Genomic DNA, 16,456 nt, shown 5'->3' on the forward strand with positions numbered 1-16,456 from the left:
TCGCGCACGATGGGTGGAGGTGCGAGGAGAGGCGTTGAGCGCCGCGGCACGCGCAGGCCGCCGGCCGTGAGCGGGTGAGGGGCGCGGCGCGCGTCGCGCGCTCGGGTCGCCTACGGGAGCATCATCGGATCGACGCGGGCGAGCGCCTTGCGCCGGGCCATCGCGTAGCGCACGCCGGCCCGGAGATCCCGCAGGAGGACGAGCTCGTCGAGCGACTCGCCGGTGTTCACGAGCGAGCCGGCGGTGCGCGCGGACATGCCCACGAGGACGCACTGCGCGCCGAGCAGAACCACCGCCTGCACCGCGCGCAGGATGTGATTCGCGACGTCGCCGTCGATGACCGGGACGCCGGTGAGATCGAGGATCACGAACTCGGCGTCATGACGCTCCACGCCGTGCAGCATCGCCGTCATGAGCTTCCGGCACCGAGATCGGTCGAGGTGGCCGACGAGCGGCAGGACGAGGACGCCCTCGTCGATCGGCAGCACCGGCGTCGAGAGGGCGGCTATCGTCTCGAGGAGCCGCGACTGGCTGGCGAGGAGGTCGGACTCGATCTGCCGCAGCGCCTCTTCCGTCCTCTTTCGTGCGGTCATGTCGACCACGACCCCGACCATCCCGATCACGCGGCCGCGGTCGTCGCGGAAGGGGACGTTGTTCTCCAGCGTCCAGCCGTCGCTCCCGTCCTCGAGCTTCCACCGGAGCTCCACGTTCAGCCGCGGCACCCCGTCCGACATGATGATCTCGTCGTTCTCGCGGTAGCTCTGCGCGACCTCCGGGACGAAGATTTCCTCGTCGCGCTTCCCGATGATCTTGTCGGCCGAGAGGCGATAGTGATCGGCGTAGGCCTTGTTGACGGCGAGGTAGCGGTGGTCGCGATCCTTGAAGAACACCATCGCCGGGATCGCGTCGAGGAGCGCGGCGTGGCCGGAGCCGTCCACCGAAAAGAACTTGGCCAGGAGCCCGTGCTGCTCCTCGGCAGGTGTGTTCTCGCGCGGACGCCGCGCCTCGGCCAGCTCCTCCTCCAGCTCTGCGACGCGCCTCCGCAGCGCGGCTACCTGCTCCTCCAGCGGCGTGTCGTTCGGCGTGTCGTTGTGTGGCTCGGACCGCATTCAGTGTACCACGTGCTGGCCGCCACATTTAGCGCATGATTGTCTGGAGCGCAACACTGGTCAAACGAGGTCCTAGCGTCGCACTCGTCGTACTCGTCGCGCTCGTCGCACTCGTCGCGTTTGGCGTCGTCGCGTTGTGACGTGGCCCTGGCGGACAGGCGGGCTCTATCGATCTCGACCAAGACGTTCGTCGCCCTCGTGGAGATCCGGCCCTCGCGGCGCGCGATGTTCAAGCTGTACTCCGAGCGCGCCCATCTGACGTGAGCCGAGGACGATTGGCATGCTCGTCTCACGGAGCCCGAGACAGCTGCTCAGACATGGAGATGAGGCGCCAGGACGCCGAGGAGAGGACTCTTCATCTCGCGGGGCCGGACGGCCCGGCGCCGCCGTGAGCGTTTCGGGCGCGTCAATGAGCGCCGCGGGCGCGCGCCGCGCGGCGACCGGGAGCACGGTAGGCGCACACCCGGCGCGTCGCCGGCCGTGTTCAACCGAGAGAGCCCCCATGAAATCGCACCCGAAGCGCCTCGCTGCAGTCCTCGTCTCCCTGTCCGCCGTCGTCCTCCAGGCGTGCGCCGAAGACGCGGCGCCGGTCGCGCCGGAGCGCCGCAGCGTCGGCGGCTTCACCACGCCCGAGTCCGTGCTTCACGACGAGGAGCGCGACGTGTACCTGGTCTCGAACATCGTCGGCTCGCCCGTCGACAAGGACGATCGAGGCTTCATCTCGCGCGTCTCTCCGGACGGCGAGGTCCTCGACCTCACGTGGATCGACGGCGCCTCGGAGGGCGTCACCCTGAGCGCCCCCAAGGGCATGGCCATCGCGGGCGGAAAGCTCTACGTGGCCGACATCGATGCGGTCCGCGTCTTCGACGCGGGCGACGGCGCGCCGATCCAGGACATCGAGGTGCCCGGCGCCGGCCTGCTCAACGACATCGCGGTCATGCCCGACGGCGCGATCGTGGTGTCCGACACGGGCGTGACCCTCGAGGGCGGCGCCATCACCGGCGTCGGCACGGACGCGCTCGTCGTGATCGCGCCGAGCGGGCAGGTGTCGCGCATCGTCGCCGACCCCGCGCTGCCGCACCCGAACGGCGTCGCGTGCGGGGACGGCGAGATCTGGGTCGCCTACCTCGGCGCGGCGCGGGTGGACGTGTACGACGCCTCGGGCGAGAGGCGGCGCGAGCTCGCGCTGCCGGCGGGCTCGCTGGACGGCCTCGTGCGCCTCGACGACGGCCGGGTCCTCGTGTCGAGCTGGGACGCGGGCGCCATCTTCGCGATCGACCCGGCCGGGGGCGCGGCGCCGCGCGTCTCCACCCTCGCCGAGGACCTCCCGAGCCCGGCCGACCTCGGCTGGGACCGATCGAGGAATCGCCTGCTGGTCCCGCTCTTCAACGATGATGAGGTCGTCCTGCTCGACGTCCGATGATCCGGCGGAAGAGCGCTTTGGCCCGCGTACCTCCGCGGTTACGCTCTGCCCCCCGGCCGGTCTGGCGGGCGTCCCGCGGCGAGCGAGCCACGGTCCAGGAATCAGGAGCGACGATGACGACCCAGCTCACACGACTGCTCGAGCCCTCCGATCACGCCCAGGCCTGGAGCGCGCTCCGGGAGGCCCTGGCCCGCCTGGAGCGCGCGTCCGCGGCGGGCGGCGCGAACGGCGCCGGCCTGGCCCGGTGGATCGGGGTCTTCTCCCGCGCGCGCGATCGGGTCTCGATCCAGCGGCTCTCCCGGCCGCTCATCGTGCTCATCCTCGACGGCACGAAGCGGATCTTCCTCGACGGCCCGGACGGCAACGCGCGCCTCGTGGCCCGGGAAGGGCAGATCCTGCTCGTGCCGCAGGGCATTCCCCTCGAGCTCGTGAACGAGCCCGACCCGGAGCGCGGCGTCTACCGCGCGTTCACCGTCGAGCTCCTGAGCGAGGTCGACGCGCGGCTCCAGCGCCGCTACCCCACGCTCTGCGTCCAGCGGGGGCTCGGCGGCTTCGAGGCGGATCGGCCGCACCTCCTGCGCTCCGCGCTGCCGTCGATCCAGGCGATGATCCACCTCGTGAGCACGCTCCTCCTGCCCGGTGCGCACGCGCTGCTCCTCGAGCACCGGCTGGAGGACCTCGTCCTGACCCTGCTCTTGCAGCACCGGGAGCAGCTCGAGGAGGGGCGCGCCGCCGCGTCGACGCTGGCGCTCGATCCGACGCTCGCGGTCCGGACGCTGGTGCGCCGCGATCCGGCGCGCCCCTGGGCGGCGCAGGACGTGGCGCGCGCGCTCGGGGTGAGCAACGCGACGCTGCGCCGCCGGCTCGGCGCGAAGGGGGTCTCGTTCCGGGCCCTCCTGTGGAAGGAGCGCCTCGAGCTGGCCAAGACGCTCCTGCGCTCGGGGCGCCACGGCGTGCTGGAGGTCGCGACCGCCTGCGGCTACGACTCGGCGTCGCGCTTCGCCGAGCAGTTCCGGCGATCCGAGGGCGTCAGCCCGTCGGAGTACCGCGCGCAGCACCGGGCCGGCGCGAACGATTGCTGGAGCGAGCCGCCCGAGCCGCCGCCCGCCGCCCGCGCCGGGTGACGGGCGCGCGCGTCCCCCGGCGCGCCCGCGGCGAGCGATGACCCCGGCACCCGGTCCTGGTAGCCTCGCGCCTCGCCCATGCGCCGCGCCGCCCTCCTGTCGCTGCTCCTCACGCTGACCCGCTGCGCCGCGGGCGAGCGGCCCGTCGCGCCCGCGGCCCCGGCGCCGCGGCCGGCCCCCCGCGCGGAGGCGGCGGCCGCGCCATCGCCCGCGCCGACCGCGCCGACCGACGCGCCGATCCTCGTCGCCGAGGACCCGCCCGCGTGGGTCGACGACCCCGGGCGCCGGACGAAGCTCCTCGCGATCGTGCCGCAGATCGAGGCCCACCTCGGCGCCGAGCTCGATCGACAGAAGCTGCCGGGGTTCGCCATCGGCATCGTCGAGGGCGGCGAGCTCGCCTATTCCCGGGGCTTCGGCGCGATCGATCCGGCGGCCGGGGCGGCGCCGGACGCCGATACCGTCTACCGCGTCGGCTCGATCACGAAGACCTTCACCGCGGCCGCGATCCTGAAGCTCCGCGACGAGGGCAAGCTCGCGCTGGACGACCCCGCGTCGCGCTACCTCCCGGAGCTCGCGGAGGTCGTCTATCCGACCGCCGACTCGCCGCGGATCACGCTGCGGCACCTGCTCACCCATGCTTCGGGGCTGCCGCGGCTCGGTCGGTTCGAATACTCGGATTCGACGCGCGAGGTCACCGCGGCAGAGGTCCGCGCGGCGGTGCCCGGCACGGCCCTGGAGTACGTCCCCGGGACGAAGGAGGTCTATTCGAACTTCGGGTTCTCCCTCCTCGGGCTCGTCGTCGAGCGCGTCTCCGGGCGTCGCTACCGCGATTACGTGAGCGAGACGATCCTCGCGCCGCTCGGCATGACGTCCTCGGTCTGGGACGAGGGCGCCGTCCCCCCGGGGCGCCTCGCGACAGGGCACGTGAAGAAGCACGGCAAGCTGAAGCCGGAGCCCCACTGGCGGTTCGGCGCGTCCGAGGCGGCCGGCGGGCTCTATGCGTCCGTGCGCGACATGGCACGTTACGCCGCCTTCCAGCTCTCGGCCTATCCGCCGCGCGGCGGCGCGGAGGCGGGCCCCCTCCGGCGGAGCTCGATCCGCGAGGCCCACACCGCGGCGCGGCCCGCGCACCTCTCGGTCGATCCGGCGCGTCCCGAGGGCCGTTACGCGGTCGACGCGAGGGCGAGCGCGATCGGGCTCGCCTGGCGCGCTCTCGAGAGCTGCGAGGACGAAGAGGTCGTCCTGCACAGCGGGGCGGTCGACGGATATTCCGCCTGGGTGGAGCTCTATCCGCGCGCCGGCGTGGGGCTCGTGCTGCTCTCGAGCCTCGTCGACACGGACCGCGAGGCGCTGCTCGGCGAGGTGCGCGCGGCGCTCCGGCGCGCCGGCGTCACCGCGCCCCGGAAGGAGCGCCCGAGCCCTCGCCTGGAGTCGGCCTTCCAGGCGTCCGTCGCCCTGTACGACCGCTTCGAGCGGGCGCGCTACGAAGAGCTCTTCACGAAGGGCTTCGTCGAGCACGTCTCGCCGGGCGCCTTCGAGGAGATCGTCGAGCGCCTGCGGAAGGACCACGGCGCCTGCAAGCCCGGCGCGCTGATCTCGTCCAAGGGGGCGCGCGAGGCGCGGTTCGCGATGGCGTGCGAGCGAGGGCGCATGGCGGCCAAGCTCACCCTCGACGCCGGGACATCGAAGATCAGCGCCTTTCGTTTCAGCGCCGTCGCGCCGCCCACCGAGGCGATGAAGCGCAGCGCGGAGCAGGTCGTCGCGCTCGCCTCCGGTCAGAAGACGGCTCCCTTCCAGCAGGTGTTCTCGCACGCCGTCGACGAGGGCGCCGTCCAGCGAGAGCTCTCCGAGCTGCGCGCGGCGCACGGGCGGTGCAAGCTCGGCGGATCGATCGAGTCCGACGGGGAGCAGGAGCACTCCTTCCGCCTCGTGTGCGAGCGCGGCGGGAACATGGTGATGAAGCTCAAGCTCGATCCCGGCGCGCCCGGCCGCGTCCGCGAGCTCGCGCTCGAGGCGGCGCCGCAGGCGGGCAGGTGCCCGGAGAGGCCCTGAGGCGCGGCGTCAGCGGGCGGCCCGCTCCGCGCCGGCGCCTTCGATCGTGGCCAGGACGCCGAAATGATCCGACAGCGTCGTCCGGACGGCGCGCCCCGCGGCCTGGATCGTGATGGGCGCGTCCAGGATGCGGTCCGCGCGGAGGCCCGCGTCGAGGCCGCGCACGAGCACGTGATCGAGCCGCCAGCCCGAGTCCTCGACGTCGCCCGTGCCGAGCCCGTCGTGCGAGAAGGTCGCGCGGCGATCGGGCACGTCGGCGTCGCGGAACCCGGCGCGCTCCAGGCGGCGGAACAGCGACGAGCCGGGCGTGGTGTTGAGATCGCCGAGGAGCAGCGCCGGCGCGCCGCCCGCCTTCGCGTCGACCCAGTCGAGCAGCCGCTCGAGCTGGGGCGGCTGCTCCGGGCCGCCCGGCGACAGGTGCGCCGCGAACACGTGCAGCGCGCCGAGCTCGGCCGCCGCGACGCGCGCGTACAGGGCGCCGCGGGCGTTCACGGTCGACTCGAACACGAGGAGGTCGCGGTCGTCGAGCGGCGCGGCCGCGAGCAGCCCCGTGCCGAACGAGCCGCCGTACGCGATGAGCCCGCCGAAGCGCGACGACGAGCCCGCGGCGGGCGCCGCGGGCGTCGCCGGGTCCCCGACGCACCGGTCGACGATCTCGTGGATCGTGCCGACAGGGCGGCTCGCGATGCAGTTGAGGCACGGGGTGGGGAGGGCGAGCGCGGTGGGCGCGCAGCTCTGCACGACGCAGCGCGCGAGCGCCTCGTCCGTCAGCCCGCTGCATTTCGCCTCAGCGCACGCGACGAGCGGCCTCACCTGGGAGGCGCCGCACGCCGCGCGCGGGGCCGGGTGCGCGGGCTCCGGCCGGAGCGCGTGCGGCAGGCGCGACTCCAGCGCTCTGCGGAGCAGATCCCAGTGCGCGTCGAGCCAGAACTCCTGCACGAACAGGAGGTCCACGTCGAGCGCGGCGAGCGCCTCGACCACGCGCGGCACGCGCTCCGTCGCGTACGGCAGCACCCCGACGGCGAGCCCTGCATTGAAGGTGGCAATCCGGAACGGCATCGCGCGCGGCGATGCACGCGGTATGCCCGTCGGCGCAAACACGGTTGTCGTCGCCGCAGTCGCGCCCTCGTCCGCGGCGCCGTCGTGGCGCTGCTCGCCGCGGGCAGTGCTCGAATTTGCCCGGAGAGAGTTCCCATGAAGGCGGGAAGGCAGGAAGATCATTGATCTTTTCTTCCCGCCTTCCCGCCTTCATGTTCAATTTTGAGCACTGCCTCGCCGCGCGATCCTGGGATGTCGGTCGGCCGCCTCACTGGCTCAGGCTCCCGTCCCACATCGCCGAGGGCCGGCGTTCACGCCGGAGCGCCGGTCGGGCTCGCCCCGGCGCGGATCATCCGGCCTTGTCGACGCGCCCGTCGGGGTACCGCGCGAACCGGCCTTCCGCGCGCCCGTGGACCGGATCGTCGCTCGGCCACGGCCACCCGCCGAAGCCGGTCCGCCGGTAGTCGAGGAAGGCCTGCTGGACCTCGGCCATCGAGGTCATCACGAAGGGGCCGTGCTGCGCGACGGGCTCGCCGATGGGCCGGCCCTGGAGGAGCAGGATCTCGGCCTCGTCGGGGCCGTTCTCGAGGAGCGCGGCGGCGCCGTCGCGGAGCGTGATCCGCTGGCCCCCGGGGACGCGGCGGGCGCCGACGCGCAGCTCGGCGCCGCGGAAGAAGTAGAGGGCGCGGTTCGTCCCCGGCGAGGCGGCCGGCAGCGCGAACCGCGCGCCCGGCGCCATCTTGAGCGTCCAGATCGCGACGTCGGCGTCCGCGCGCGCCGCCCACGATTTCGGCGGCGGGGCCGGCGGGCGGAGCTCGCCGAAGCGGCCGGCGACCACGGTGATCTCGGTCGCCCTGCCGGCGGCGTCGCGCGCGAGCTGCCTCGGGATCGTGTCGCCCCACATCATCACGAAGTGCGGGTCGGCGAGCTTGTCGGCGCGCGGGAGGTTGAGCCAGATCTGGAAGAGCTCGAGCGGGTTGGGCCCGCCCTCCTCGACGAGCGGGAACATCTCCGCGTGCACGATGCCGCTCCCCGCCGTGAGCCACTGGACGTCGCCGCGGCCGTAGCGCGCGGCCGCGCCGAGCGAGTCCGAATGATCGACGAGCCCGCGCCGCACGATCGTCACGGTCTCGAAGCCGCGGTGCGGGTGCTGCGGGAAGCCGGGGACCACCGCGCCGTGGTACATGCGCCAGCCGTCCTTGCCCGCGAAATCGCGGCCGATGGCGCGGCCCGCGAGCGAGGCGGCCGGCCCCATCCGCTCGTTGCCGGCCGGGTACGCGTCGTCGTGGTGGACGCAGAACAGGAACGGGTCGAGCGTCTCCCAGGGCGAGCCGAGCGGCGCGACGCCGCGGACCACGTCCTCCGCGGCGAGCGCGGCTTCATCGGTGCGGCTGGGCGAGGGCTCGGTGCGGGCGCACGCGGCCGCGACGGGCGCGGCGGCGAGGGCCCCGAGGGCAGTGCGGCGATCCATGGCAGCCATCGTAAGGTGCCACCCGTCGACGGACAACGGTGCGCGCGCGCAACGCGGCGTTGCGTGGCCAGCAACCATCGAGCCGCCCGCGCGCAACGTGCTCGATCCGTATTCTCCTCGTCCGAGCGCCTCGCCAAAGGTTACAGTCGATCCTTGTGTCCACACCTCGCTCCGAGCGGAGCATCATCTTCCTCGTCGCTGCGGTCCAGTTCATCAACATCCTCGACTTCGTGATGGTGATGCCGCTCGGGCCCGACTTCGCGGTCGCCCTCGGCATCCCGATGTCCGACATCGGCCTCATCGGCGGCAGCTACACCGCGTCGGCCGCGCTGTCGGGCCTCGCCGGCGCGTTCTTCCTCGACCGGTTCGACCGGCGCAGCGCGCTCGCGGTGGCGATGCTCGGCCTCGTCGTCGGCACCGCGGCCGGCGGCTTCGCGACCGGGCTGCCGAGCCTCATGGCGGCGCGCGTGCTCGCCGGGGCGTTCGGCGGGCCCGCGACCTCGGTCGCGTTCTCCATCGTCGCGGACGTCATCCCGCCCGAGCGCCGCGGCAAGGCGATGGGCGTCGTGATGGGCTCGTTCTCGGTCGCCTCGGTGTTCGGCATCCCGGCCGGGCTGGAGCTCGCCCGGCGCGGCGGCTTCCCGCTGCCGTTCTTCGCCGTCGCCGCGCTCGGGCTGCTCGTCGCCGGGCTCGCGGTCTTCCTCCTGCCCTCGATGCGCGATCACCTCGCCGGCGAGCCGCCGTCGGGCGGCGCCCTGAGCGAGCTCCGCGCCCTCCTCGGCCGGCCGATCGTGATGCTCTCGTACGCGACGACAGCGACCGTGACGATGGCGTCGTTCCTCGTGATCCCCAACATCTCCGCGTACGTGCAGTACAACCTCGGGTACCCGCGCGAGCGGCTCGGGCTGCTCTACTTCGTGGGGGGCCTGGTCAGCTTCTTCGCGATGCGCGCGGTGGGGCCGCTCGTCGACCGCTTCGGCGCGTTCCAGACGGGCTCGGTGGGCGCGGCGGTGCTCGTGGGCGTCCTCTACGCCGGCTTCTTCTCGTACGTGCCGGGGCTGCCCGTGCTCGTCATCTTCATCGTCTTCATGCTCGGCATGACGTTCCGCAACGTCTCGCACAGCACGCTGACGTCCAAGGTGCCGCGCCCGGCCGAGCGCGCGCGCTTCACCTCGATGCAGTCGGCCGTGCAGCACATGGCGTCCGCCATCGCGGCGTTCTGGTCGGCGAGGATGCTCCACGAGCTGCCGGACCGGCGCCTCGACGGCATGCCCGCCGTCGCCGCGCTCTCGATCGCCTTCACGCTCGCGCTCCCGCTCCTGTTCCTCGGGATCGAGCGGCGCGTCGCCCTCGCCGCCGCCCAGCGCACGTAGCCGTGCCGCCGCGCGGCGCGAGCGCGGGCGTCAGCGGGCGGGGCTCGTCTGCGAGATGCGATAAGCGCCGACGGTCGCGGCGAGGGACGAGAGGATGAGGAGCGCGAGCGCCAGCGCGATGTTGTTGAGCGACTCGCCGAGGCCGACGATCCACAGCCAGCGCGCGTCGGGCGGCACCGCGCCCATGAGGGTGAGCGATTTGATGGTGCCGCTGACGAACCCGAGGCCGCCGGACACCAGCGTGAGGATACCGAGGCTGATCTGGAGCGGCACGAACCGCCGCTCGGGCGAGACAGCATAACGGACGGACGCGGCGAGGAGCAGGAGACCGAAGACCAACGTCGGATACATCCCCCAGCCGCCCATGTGGAACGCTTCAGCCATGACGAGTGCCTCCTTGACCAGCGCTCTTGACAGGCGCTGGCGCCGAAGGTTCCGGCGCGGGAGGGCGAATCCCTCGGAGACGCCCCGTTCACCCCATCGACGCTCGAGCCGCCGAAAGCGCTGTTGCCGGCGTTGACGAGGGAGGCTCGCGCCTTGCATGCGCGAGCGCTTCGGGTATAGCTTCGGGCTGATGAGCGGCCTCGCGAGCTCGCCGTTGACGACGCAGACCTTCGATCTGCGGCAGTCCCCGGACAGCCGGGGAATCTACTCCTACCTCCTCGTCATCGGCGCTTCCTCGTCGTACCGGCGCGCCCTGCCGGACGACGGCGTGCTCGTCGTGGGGCGCAGCGACGACGCCGACGTGCGGCTCGACACCGCCGCGGTGTCCCGGCGGCACGCCGAGCTCGTCTTTTCCCGGGGCGAGATCCGGATCGCCGATCTCGGCAGCCACAATGGCACGCTCGTGAACGGCGAGCGCATCGAGGGCTCGCGCGCGCTCGGCTCCGGCGACGTCATCACCATGGGCGACACCACGCTGATCCTCCGGCGCGAGTCGCCGTCGCGGGGCAGCGCCCTCATCGAGATGGGCCGGCTGCGCCGGCGCGTCGAGGAGGAGATCGAGCGCGCCGCCGACTCGGCGCGGCCGTTCGGCCTGGCGGTGGTGTCCCTCGGGTCCGTGCAGATGCGCACGACGTTGGAGCAGCGGGCGCTCTCGGCGCTCCGGCTCGTGGACATCGTCGCCTGGGACGGCGCCTCTCAGCTCGCCATCGGGTTCCCCGAGCTCGGCGGCGAGGCGGCGCGCGCCGCGGCGCTCCAGGTGCTCGAGGCGATCGCGCCGCTCTCCCCCGAGGCGCGCGCCGGCCTGGCCTGCTACCCGTTCGACGGCGGCGACACCGAGACGCTCCTCGCCGGCGCGCGGACCGCCGCGTCGATCGCCGCCCCGGGGGCGATCGCCTCCGCCTCGGAGGCCGCCGTCCGGCACGTCATCGGCGAGCGCACCGTCGTGGTGGCCGATTCGGCCATGATCCGGCTGTTCGAGCTGATCCGGCGCCTCGCGGCGAGCGATCTGCCGGTGCTCGTCCTCGGCGAGACGGGGGCGGGCAAGGAGAACGCCGCGGCCGCCGTGCACCACTGGTCGGCGCGGGCCCAGAAGCCGATGATCACGCTCAACTGCGCCGCGCTCCCGGAGACGCTGGTGGAGAGCGAGCTCTTCGGGTACGAGAAGGGCGCCTTCTCGGAGGCGCGGGCGCCCAAGCCCGGCCTGCTGGAGCGGGCGCACGGCGGCACCGTCTTCCTCGACGAGATCGGCGAGCTACCCCTCGGCGCGCAGGCCAAGCTGCTCCGCGCGCTCGAGGCGAAGCGGATCACGCGCCTCGGCGACGTGCGCGATCGCGAGGTGGACATCCGCATCGTCGCCGCCACCAACCGCGACCTCGAGGAGGAGGTCCGCGCCGGCCGATTCCGTCAAGATCTGCTCTTCCGCCTGAGCGCCGCCGTCGTCGAGCTGCCCCCGCTCCGGCACCGGCGGCGCGAGCTGCCGATCTTGGCCCGCCTGTTCCTCGCCGAGGCGTGCGCCAGGGCCGGTCGTCCCGCGCTCGATCTCTCGGAGGCCGCGCTCGCCGCGCTCTTCGCGCACCCGTTCCCCGGCAACGTGCGCGAGCTCAAGAACGCGATGGAGTACGCCGCCGCCACGGCGGACGGCCCGGTGATCGAGCCCTGGGGCCTGCCCGAGCGCATCGCCGGGCTCGAGCTCCCGCCGCGGCCCGCGGCGGATCCGTCGGCGCCGCCCGCGGCGGGGCCCTCCCGCTTCAAGCCCATCGCCGAGGAGCTCCGGGAGATCGAGTGCACGCGCATGCGCCAGGCGCTCGACGCCGCGGACGGGGTCCAGAAGCGGGCGGCGGCGCTCCTCGGGATGCCCGTCCGCACCTTCACGTTCAAGCTCAAGCAATACGGCATCTCCACGCGGGAGGGGAAGCGGAGCCCGTGAGGGAGCGGTCCGGTCCCCGGACGGATCAGAACACGAGGCGCGCCGACAGCGCCGCAGCATCGGGCGACGCGGCGGGCCGGAGCTCGAGCTTCACGCCGCCGCGATCCGGGGTGCGGTAGGCCTCGGGCCCGTTCACGAAGAGCAGGACCGTCCCCGTGATCACGGTCGCTCCGCCGACGAGGAGGGCGCCGATCCCCAGCCCCCTCGCGAGGTCGGAGCCGTCGTACGCGTCCGACGCGAACGGCTTGCACGACGGCTCGCAGCGGGCCTTGAGGCGACCGTCGGTTGCTTTCTGCTCGGCGGCGGCATGCCGCATCAGCGCGCCGCCTGCGATGCCCAGGGCCGCGCCCGCCCCGAGCGTGGCCCACGGGAGCCACGTGGCCCACCGCGGCCTGCTGACGACGGTGTCGGCGCTCAGGGCGATCTGGCCCGAAGCCTCTTGGCCGGCGAAGACGAGGATGGGCTTGACGACCGTAAAATAGCCTCCCTTTTTCGCCGTGATGACGTGCTCTCCCGGCATGACCATCCGGCGCTCGGCGCCGGGGCCGATGAACCAGGGCTGGCCGTCCATCAGCACGACGGCGCCCGGCTCGTCGCAGCGGATCCGGATAGCGGCGAGCTCCCGCTCGGCGAGCGCTCGCATCGCCGCGCGCGCCTCCTGCTCCTTCTCGGCGTCGAGCGAGCCGGGCCCCCACCGCAGGGCGAGGCGCAGGTTCTCGTGGGCCAGGAGGGGCAGGCCCATGAGCTTCAACACCCGCCCGAGGTAGAGCCGGAGCTCGGGCTGCTCCCAGACCGCGAGCGCCTCCTCGTACTTGGCCCGCGCCTCGGCGAGCATCGCGCGCCGGTGCAGCTCGCGCGCCTCCTCGAAGAGCGCCTGCGCCCGCTGCTTTCGCTCCTCGGAGACCCCCTCGTGCCATGGCCCCGGCGGCGCCTCCTCGGCGCGCGCGGGCCCGGCGCACAGGGTCACGAGGGCCACCGGCAGGAGGAGCTGCGCTGTCGAGAGCGCGAACCGAGCGGGTCGCTTGGGGGTCGTCGTCATGAAGCCGAGCGCCTCCCACTAACGCGGCAGCACCGTCCGGGTGTGACGATAGATGGCGCCGCCCTCGCCGACGACAAAGGACGATTTTCCGGTGCCCCAGACCGCGTAAAAGATGCGATCTGTCGTGGGATCGAGCTTGAGCCAGGAGGTCCCGTCGTAGTGCAGGAGCTCGCCGAACTGGCCCACGGCAAAGACATCCCGCGGCCCGCGCCCCCACACCCCATTCAGCGTTATCAGCGTGGTCGAGCTCATGGCGTCCCAGCCCTGGTCGTCGTAGTGCAGGATCGTGCCTTCAGAACCCACGGCGAAGACATCCTGCGGCCCGCTCCCCCACACCCCGGTCAACCATGCCTCCGGTGCGGGCGAGGGCATTTTCTGCCAGCCCTCGCCGTCGTAGTGCAGGATCGTGCCCCGATCACCCACGGCGAAGACATCCGTCGTCCCGCTCCCCCACACGCCCTTCAACGATGCCTCCGGTGCGGGCGAGGGCATTTTTTGCCAGCCCTGGCCGTCGTAGTGCAGGATCGTGCCTTCAGAACCCACGGCAAAGACATCCTGCGGCCCGTACCCCCACACGCCGTGCAACCATGGCTTCGAAGGCCAGCTCTCATCCTCCCAGCCCTGGCCGTCGTAGTGCAGGATCGTGCCTTCAGAACCCACGACGAAGACATCCTGCGGCCCGCTCCCCCACACGCCGTTCAACGATGGCTTCGTGGGCGGGATCTCCTCCTCCTCCACCTCCTCCCAGCTGTGGCCGTCGTAGCGCAGGATCGTGCCTCCATCACCCACGACGAAGACGTCGCGCGGTCCGCTCCCCCATACGCCGCTCATCCATGCCGTCGTGGGCCAGGTCATGTTCTGCCAGTCCTGGCCGTTGTAGTGCAGCGTCGTGCCTCCGTTCCCCACGGCGAAGACGTCCTGCGGTCCGCTCCCCCACACGTCATGCAACCGTACCTGCCGCGAGGACACCTCCTCGGGCAACGTCGTGGGCAACGTCATGCGCCGCCAGCCCTCGCCGTCGTAGTGCAGCATCGTGCCCTCGACATCCACGACATAGACATTGTCCGGCGCGCTCTCCCACACGCCCGACAAAGCCTTCGATGTGGGCGAGGGCACGGCCTGCCAGCCCTGACCGTCGTAGCGGAGCATCGTGCCCTGATCGCCCACGGCGAAGACGTCGTGCGCCCCGCTCCCCCACACGCCCGACAACGCTTCCGACGTCGGCGAGGGCATGACCTGCCAGCCCTGACCGTCGTAGCGCAGGATCGTGCCTTCAGACCCCACGGCGAAGACATCGTGCGCCTCGCTCCCCCACACGCCCGACAACGCCTCCGACGTGGGCGAGGGCATGGCCTGCCAGCCCTGACCGTCATAGCGCAGGATCGTGCCCCGAGCGCCCACGGCGAAGACATCGCGCGGCCCGCTCCCCCACACGTCCGACAACGCTTCCGACGTGGGCGAGGGCATGGCGTGCCAGTCGTCGCCGTCATAGCGCAGGATCGTGCCCCGAGCGCCCACGGCGAAGACATCGCGCGACCCGCTCCCCCACACGCCCGACAACGCTTCCGACGTGGGCGAGGGCGAGTCCTGCCAGGACTGGCCGTTGTAGTGAGCGATCGCGCCGCCGTCACCCACGGCAAACGCTTCCTGCCGCCAGCTCCAACCGGCCCGCAACGCTTGCGAGGTCACGCGCTCCTGCCGACGCCAGTTCCAGCTTCCGCACGGGATGACGGACAGGTCATCGCAGGAGCTGACGCACCCCGGGCGGCCGAAGTCGTAGCTCAGCGAGACGCAGGATATCGTGACCGGCAATTGGGTGTCGCAGATCTCACCCCGTGTCAGCTCCCCGTCGCCGCAATGCACGCACTCGCTGCCGCAGCCGTCGCCGCCGACCTGGTTGCCGTCGTCGCAGTCCTCGCCGGCCTCCACGACGCCGTTGCCGCAGGTGTTGACGCTGGTCGATGCGACGCACGCAGGGGGACGCTCCTCGTGGGAGACGCAGATGTGGCCCGACGGGCAAACCCCGCCGCCGCACGAGATCCCGCCCTGGAGGCACGCACCCGCGATACAGATCAACGCCAACACGAACACGGCCGCAACCGCATGGCGGATGGCTCCTACGCCTCGCCACAGGCCCGAGACCGCTGGGCTCGCATCCTCGTCCCGCCTCCGCATGCTACCTCGCCTTTCCCTCGGTTGGATCAGAACACGACCCGGCCGGACAGCATCGCACCCTCGAGCGACGCGGCGGGCCGGAGCTCGATCTTCACGCCGCCGCGATCCGGGGTGCGGTAGGCCTCGGGCCTGTTCATGAAGAGCAGGACACTCCCGGTGATCACGGTCGCTCCGCCGGCGACGAGGGCGCCGATCCCCAGCCGGTTCTCGAGGACGCTGCGATCGTACGCGTCGCGATCGAGCGCTTCGCACGTCGGAACGCAGCCGTTTTGGAGGCGCTTGTGGACCTTTTCGTGGTCCGTGTCGGCATGCCACAACAGCCCGCCGCCCGCGATGCCCATGGCCGCGCCCGCCCCGAGCGTGGTCCACGGGAGCCACGTGGCCCACCACGGCCCGCTGACGACGGTATCGGCGCTCAGGGCGACCCGTCCCGAAGCCTCTTTGCCGGCGACGACGAGGATGGGCTTGACGACCGTGAAATAGCCGCTCTTTTTCGCCGTGATGACGTGCTCTCCCGGCATGACCATCCGGCGCTCGGCGCCGGGGCCGATGAACCAGGGCTGGCCGTCCATCAGCACGACGGCGCCCGGCTCGTCGCAGCGGATCCGGATGGCGGCGAGCTCCCGCTCGGCGAGCGCTCGCATCGCCGCGCGCGCCTCCTGCTCCTTCTCGGCGTCGAGCGAGCCGGGCCCCCAGCGCAGGGCGAGGCGCAGGTTCTCGTGGGCCGGGAGGGGCAGGCCCATGAGCTTCAACACCCGCCCGAGGTAGAGCCGGAGTTCGGGCTGCTCCCAGGCCGCGAGCGCCTCCTCGTACTTGGCCCGCGCCTCGGCGAGCATCGCGCGCCGGTGCAGCTCGCGCGCCTCCTCGAAGAGCGCCTGCGCCCGCTGCTTTCGCTCCTCGGAGACCCCCTCGTGCCATGGCCCCGGCGGCGCCTCCTCGGCGCGCGCGGGCCCAGCGCACAGGGTCACAAGGGCCATCGGCAGGAGGAGCTGCGCTGTCGAGAGCACGAATCGAGCGGGTCGCTTGCGGGTCGTCGTCATGAAGCCGAGCGCCTCTCCGCCGGGGCGTCCGTGGGACCTGCGCTCCCGCGCCCGATCGGCGCGCGCCCGGGGTCGCCGGGCACGTCGCGCGCATATCGCGGTCGCCGCATCGAGCGCAAGGAGAGGAGAGGCGACGATCGCACGGGGGCTCCTGCCCAGCAAGCCGACGCCCGGATGTGCCGTCGGGGGCCTGGGCCGCTCGGAGCCGGGTGATCTGACTGGAGGCCGTGTGGTAGGGTCG

At 72.6% G+C, this 16,456-nt stretch carries 12 protein-coding genes; 5 read left to right on the forward strand and 7 right to left on the reverse strand.

Annotation, left to right across the window (positions count from 1 at the left end):
• Window positions 1-110: 110 nt before the first annotated feature.
• The gene (locus tag WMF26_RS20095; protein WP_438001642.1) at window positions 111-1,109 is read right to left on the reverse strand and encodes a PAS domain-containing protein; all 999 of its coding nucleotides are present in this window, start codon (window positions 1,107-1,109) and stop codon (window positions 111-113) included.
• Between the two features lie 502 nt (window positions 1,110-1,611).
• On the opposite strand from WMF26_RS20095, the gene WMF26_RS20100 reads away from it, so the two are divergent.
• The 3 genes from WMF26_RS20100 (at window position 1,612) to WMF26_RS20110 (ending at window position 5,708) form a co-directional block, all read left to right on the forward strand.
• Window positions 1,612-2,532 (forward strand): SMP-30/gluconolactonase/LRE family protein, encoded by a 921-nt coding sequence (locus WMF26_RS20100; protein ID WP_438001643.1) that lies wholly within the window; start codon window positions 1,612-1,614, stop codon window positions 2,530-2,532.
• 113 nt (window positions 2,533-2,645) lie between these two features.
• Window positions 2,646-3,656 (forward strand): helix-turn-helix transcriptional regulator, encoded by a 1,011-nt coding sequence (locus WMF26_RS20105; protein ID WP_437338685.1) that lies wholly within the window; start codon window positions 2,646-2,648, stop codon window positions 3,654-3,656.
• 78 nt (window positions 3,657-3,734) lie between these two features.
• Window positions 3,735-5,708, forward strand: a complete 1,974-nt coding sequence (locus tag WMF26_RS20110) for a serine hydrolase domain-containing protein (protein WP_438001644.1) — start codon at window positions 3,735-3,737, stop codon at window positions 5,706-5,708.
• 9 nt (window positions 5,709-5,717) lie between these two features.
• Here WMF26_RS20110 and WMF26_RS20115 read toward each other — a convergent pair whose 3' ends face one another.
• Entirely contained in the window at window positions 5,718-6,767 is a 1,050-nt protein-coding gene (locus WMF26_RS20115) for an endonuclease/exonuclease/phosphatase family protein (protein ID WP_437338687.1), read from the reverse strand.
• 328 nt (window positions 6,768-7,095) lie between these two features.
• On the reverse strand, window positions 7,096-8,226 hold the full coding sequence (locus tag WMF26_RS20120) for a pirin family protein (protein WP_438001645.1): 1,131 nt from the start codon (window positions 8,224-8,226) through the stop codon (window positions 7,096-7,098).
• 146 nt (window positions 8,227-8,372) lie between these two features.
• On the opposite strand from WMF26_RS20120, the gene WMF26_RS20125 reads away from it, so the two are divergent.
• Window positions 8,373-9,590, forward strand: a complete 1,218-nt coding sequence (locus WMF26_RS20125) for an MFS transporter (RefSeq protein ID WP_437320957.1) — start codon at window positions 8,373-8,375, stop codon at window positions 9,588-9,590.
• Window positions 9,591-9,620: 30 nt separating this feature from the next.
• On the opposite strand, the gene WMF26_RS20130 is transcribed toward WMF26_RS20125, so the two are convergent.
• Complete coding sequence (locus WMF26_RS20130) at window positions 9,621-9,974, reverse strand: hypothetical protein (RefSeq protein ID WP_437338690.1); 354 nt, start codon at window positions 9,972-9,974, stop codon at window positions 9,621-9,623.
• Window positions 9,975-10,131: 157 nt separating this feature from the next.
• Between WMF26_RS20130 and WMF26_RS20135 the strand changes: the two genes are divergently transcribed.
• Window positions 10,132-11,961 (forward strand): sigma 54-interacting transcriptional regulator, encoded by a 1,830-nt coding sequence (locus WMF26_RS20135; RefSeq protein WP_438001646.1) that lies wholly within the window; start codon window positions 10,132-10,134, stop codon window positions 11,959-11,961.
• A 25-nt stretch (window positions 11,962-11,986) separates the two neighbouring features.
• Here WMF26_RS20135 and WMF26_RS20140 read toward each other — a convergent pair whose 3' ends face one another.
• The 3 genes from WMF26_RS20140 to WMF26_RS20150 form a co-directional block, all read right to left on the reverse strand.
• The gene (locus WMF26_RS20140) at window positions 11,987-13,000 is read right to left on the reverse strand and encodes a hypothetical protein (RefSeq protein ID WP_438001647.1); all 1,014 of its coding nucleotides are present in this window, start codon (window positions 12,998-13,000) and stop codon (window positions 11,987-11,989) included.
• Window positions 13,001-13,018: 18 nt separating this feature from the next.
• Window positions 13,019-15,091: a glucosyltransferase-I gene (locus WMF26_RS20145; RefSeq protein ID WP_438001648.1), complete on the reverse strand. Its 2,073-nt coding sequence runs from the start codon at window positions 15,089-15,091 to the stop codon at window positions 13,019-13,021.
• A 110-nt stretch (window positions 15,092-15,201) separates the two neighbouring features.
• Entirely contained in the window at window positions 15,202-16,215 is a 1,014-nt protein-coding gene (locus WMF26_RS20150) for a hypothetical protein (RefSeq protein ID WP_438001649.1), read from the reverse strand.
• Window positions 16,216-16,456: the final 241 nt, after the last annotated feature.

This window comes from Sorangium sp. So ce185 (assembly GCF_051526825.1).
GTDB lineage: Bacteria > Myxococcota_A > Polyangia > Polyangiales > Polyangiaceae > Sorangium > Sorangium cellulosum_D.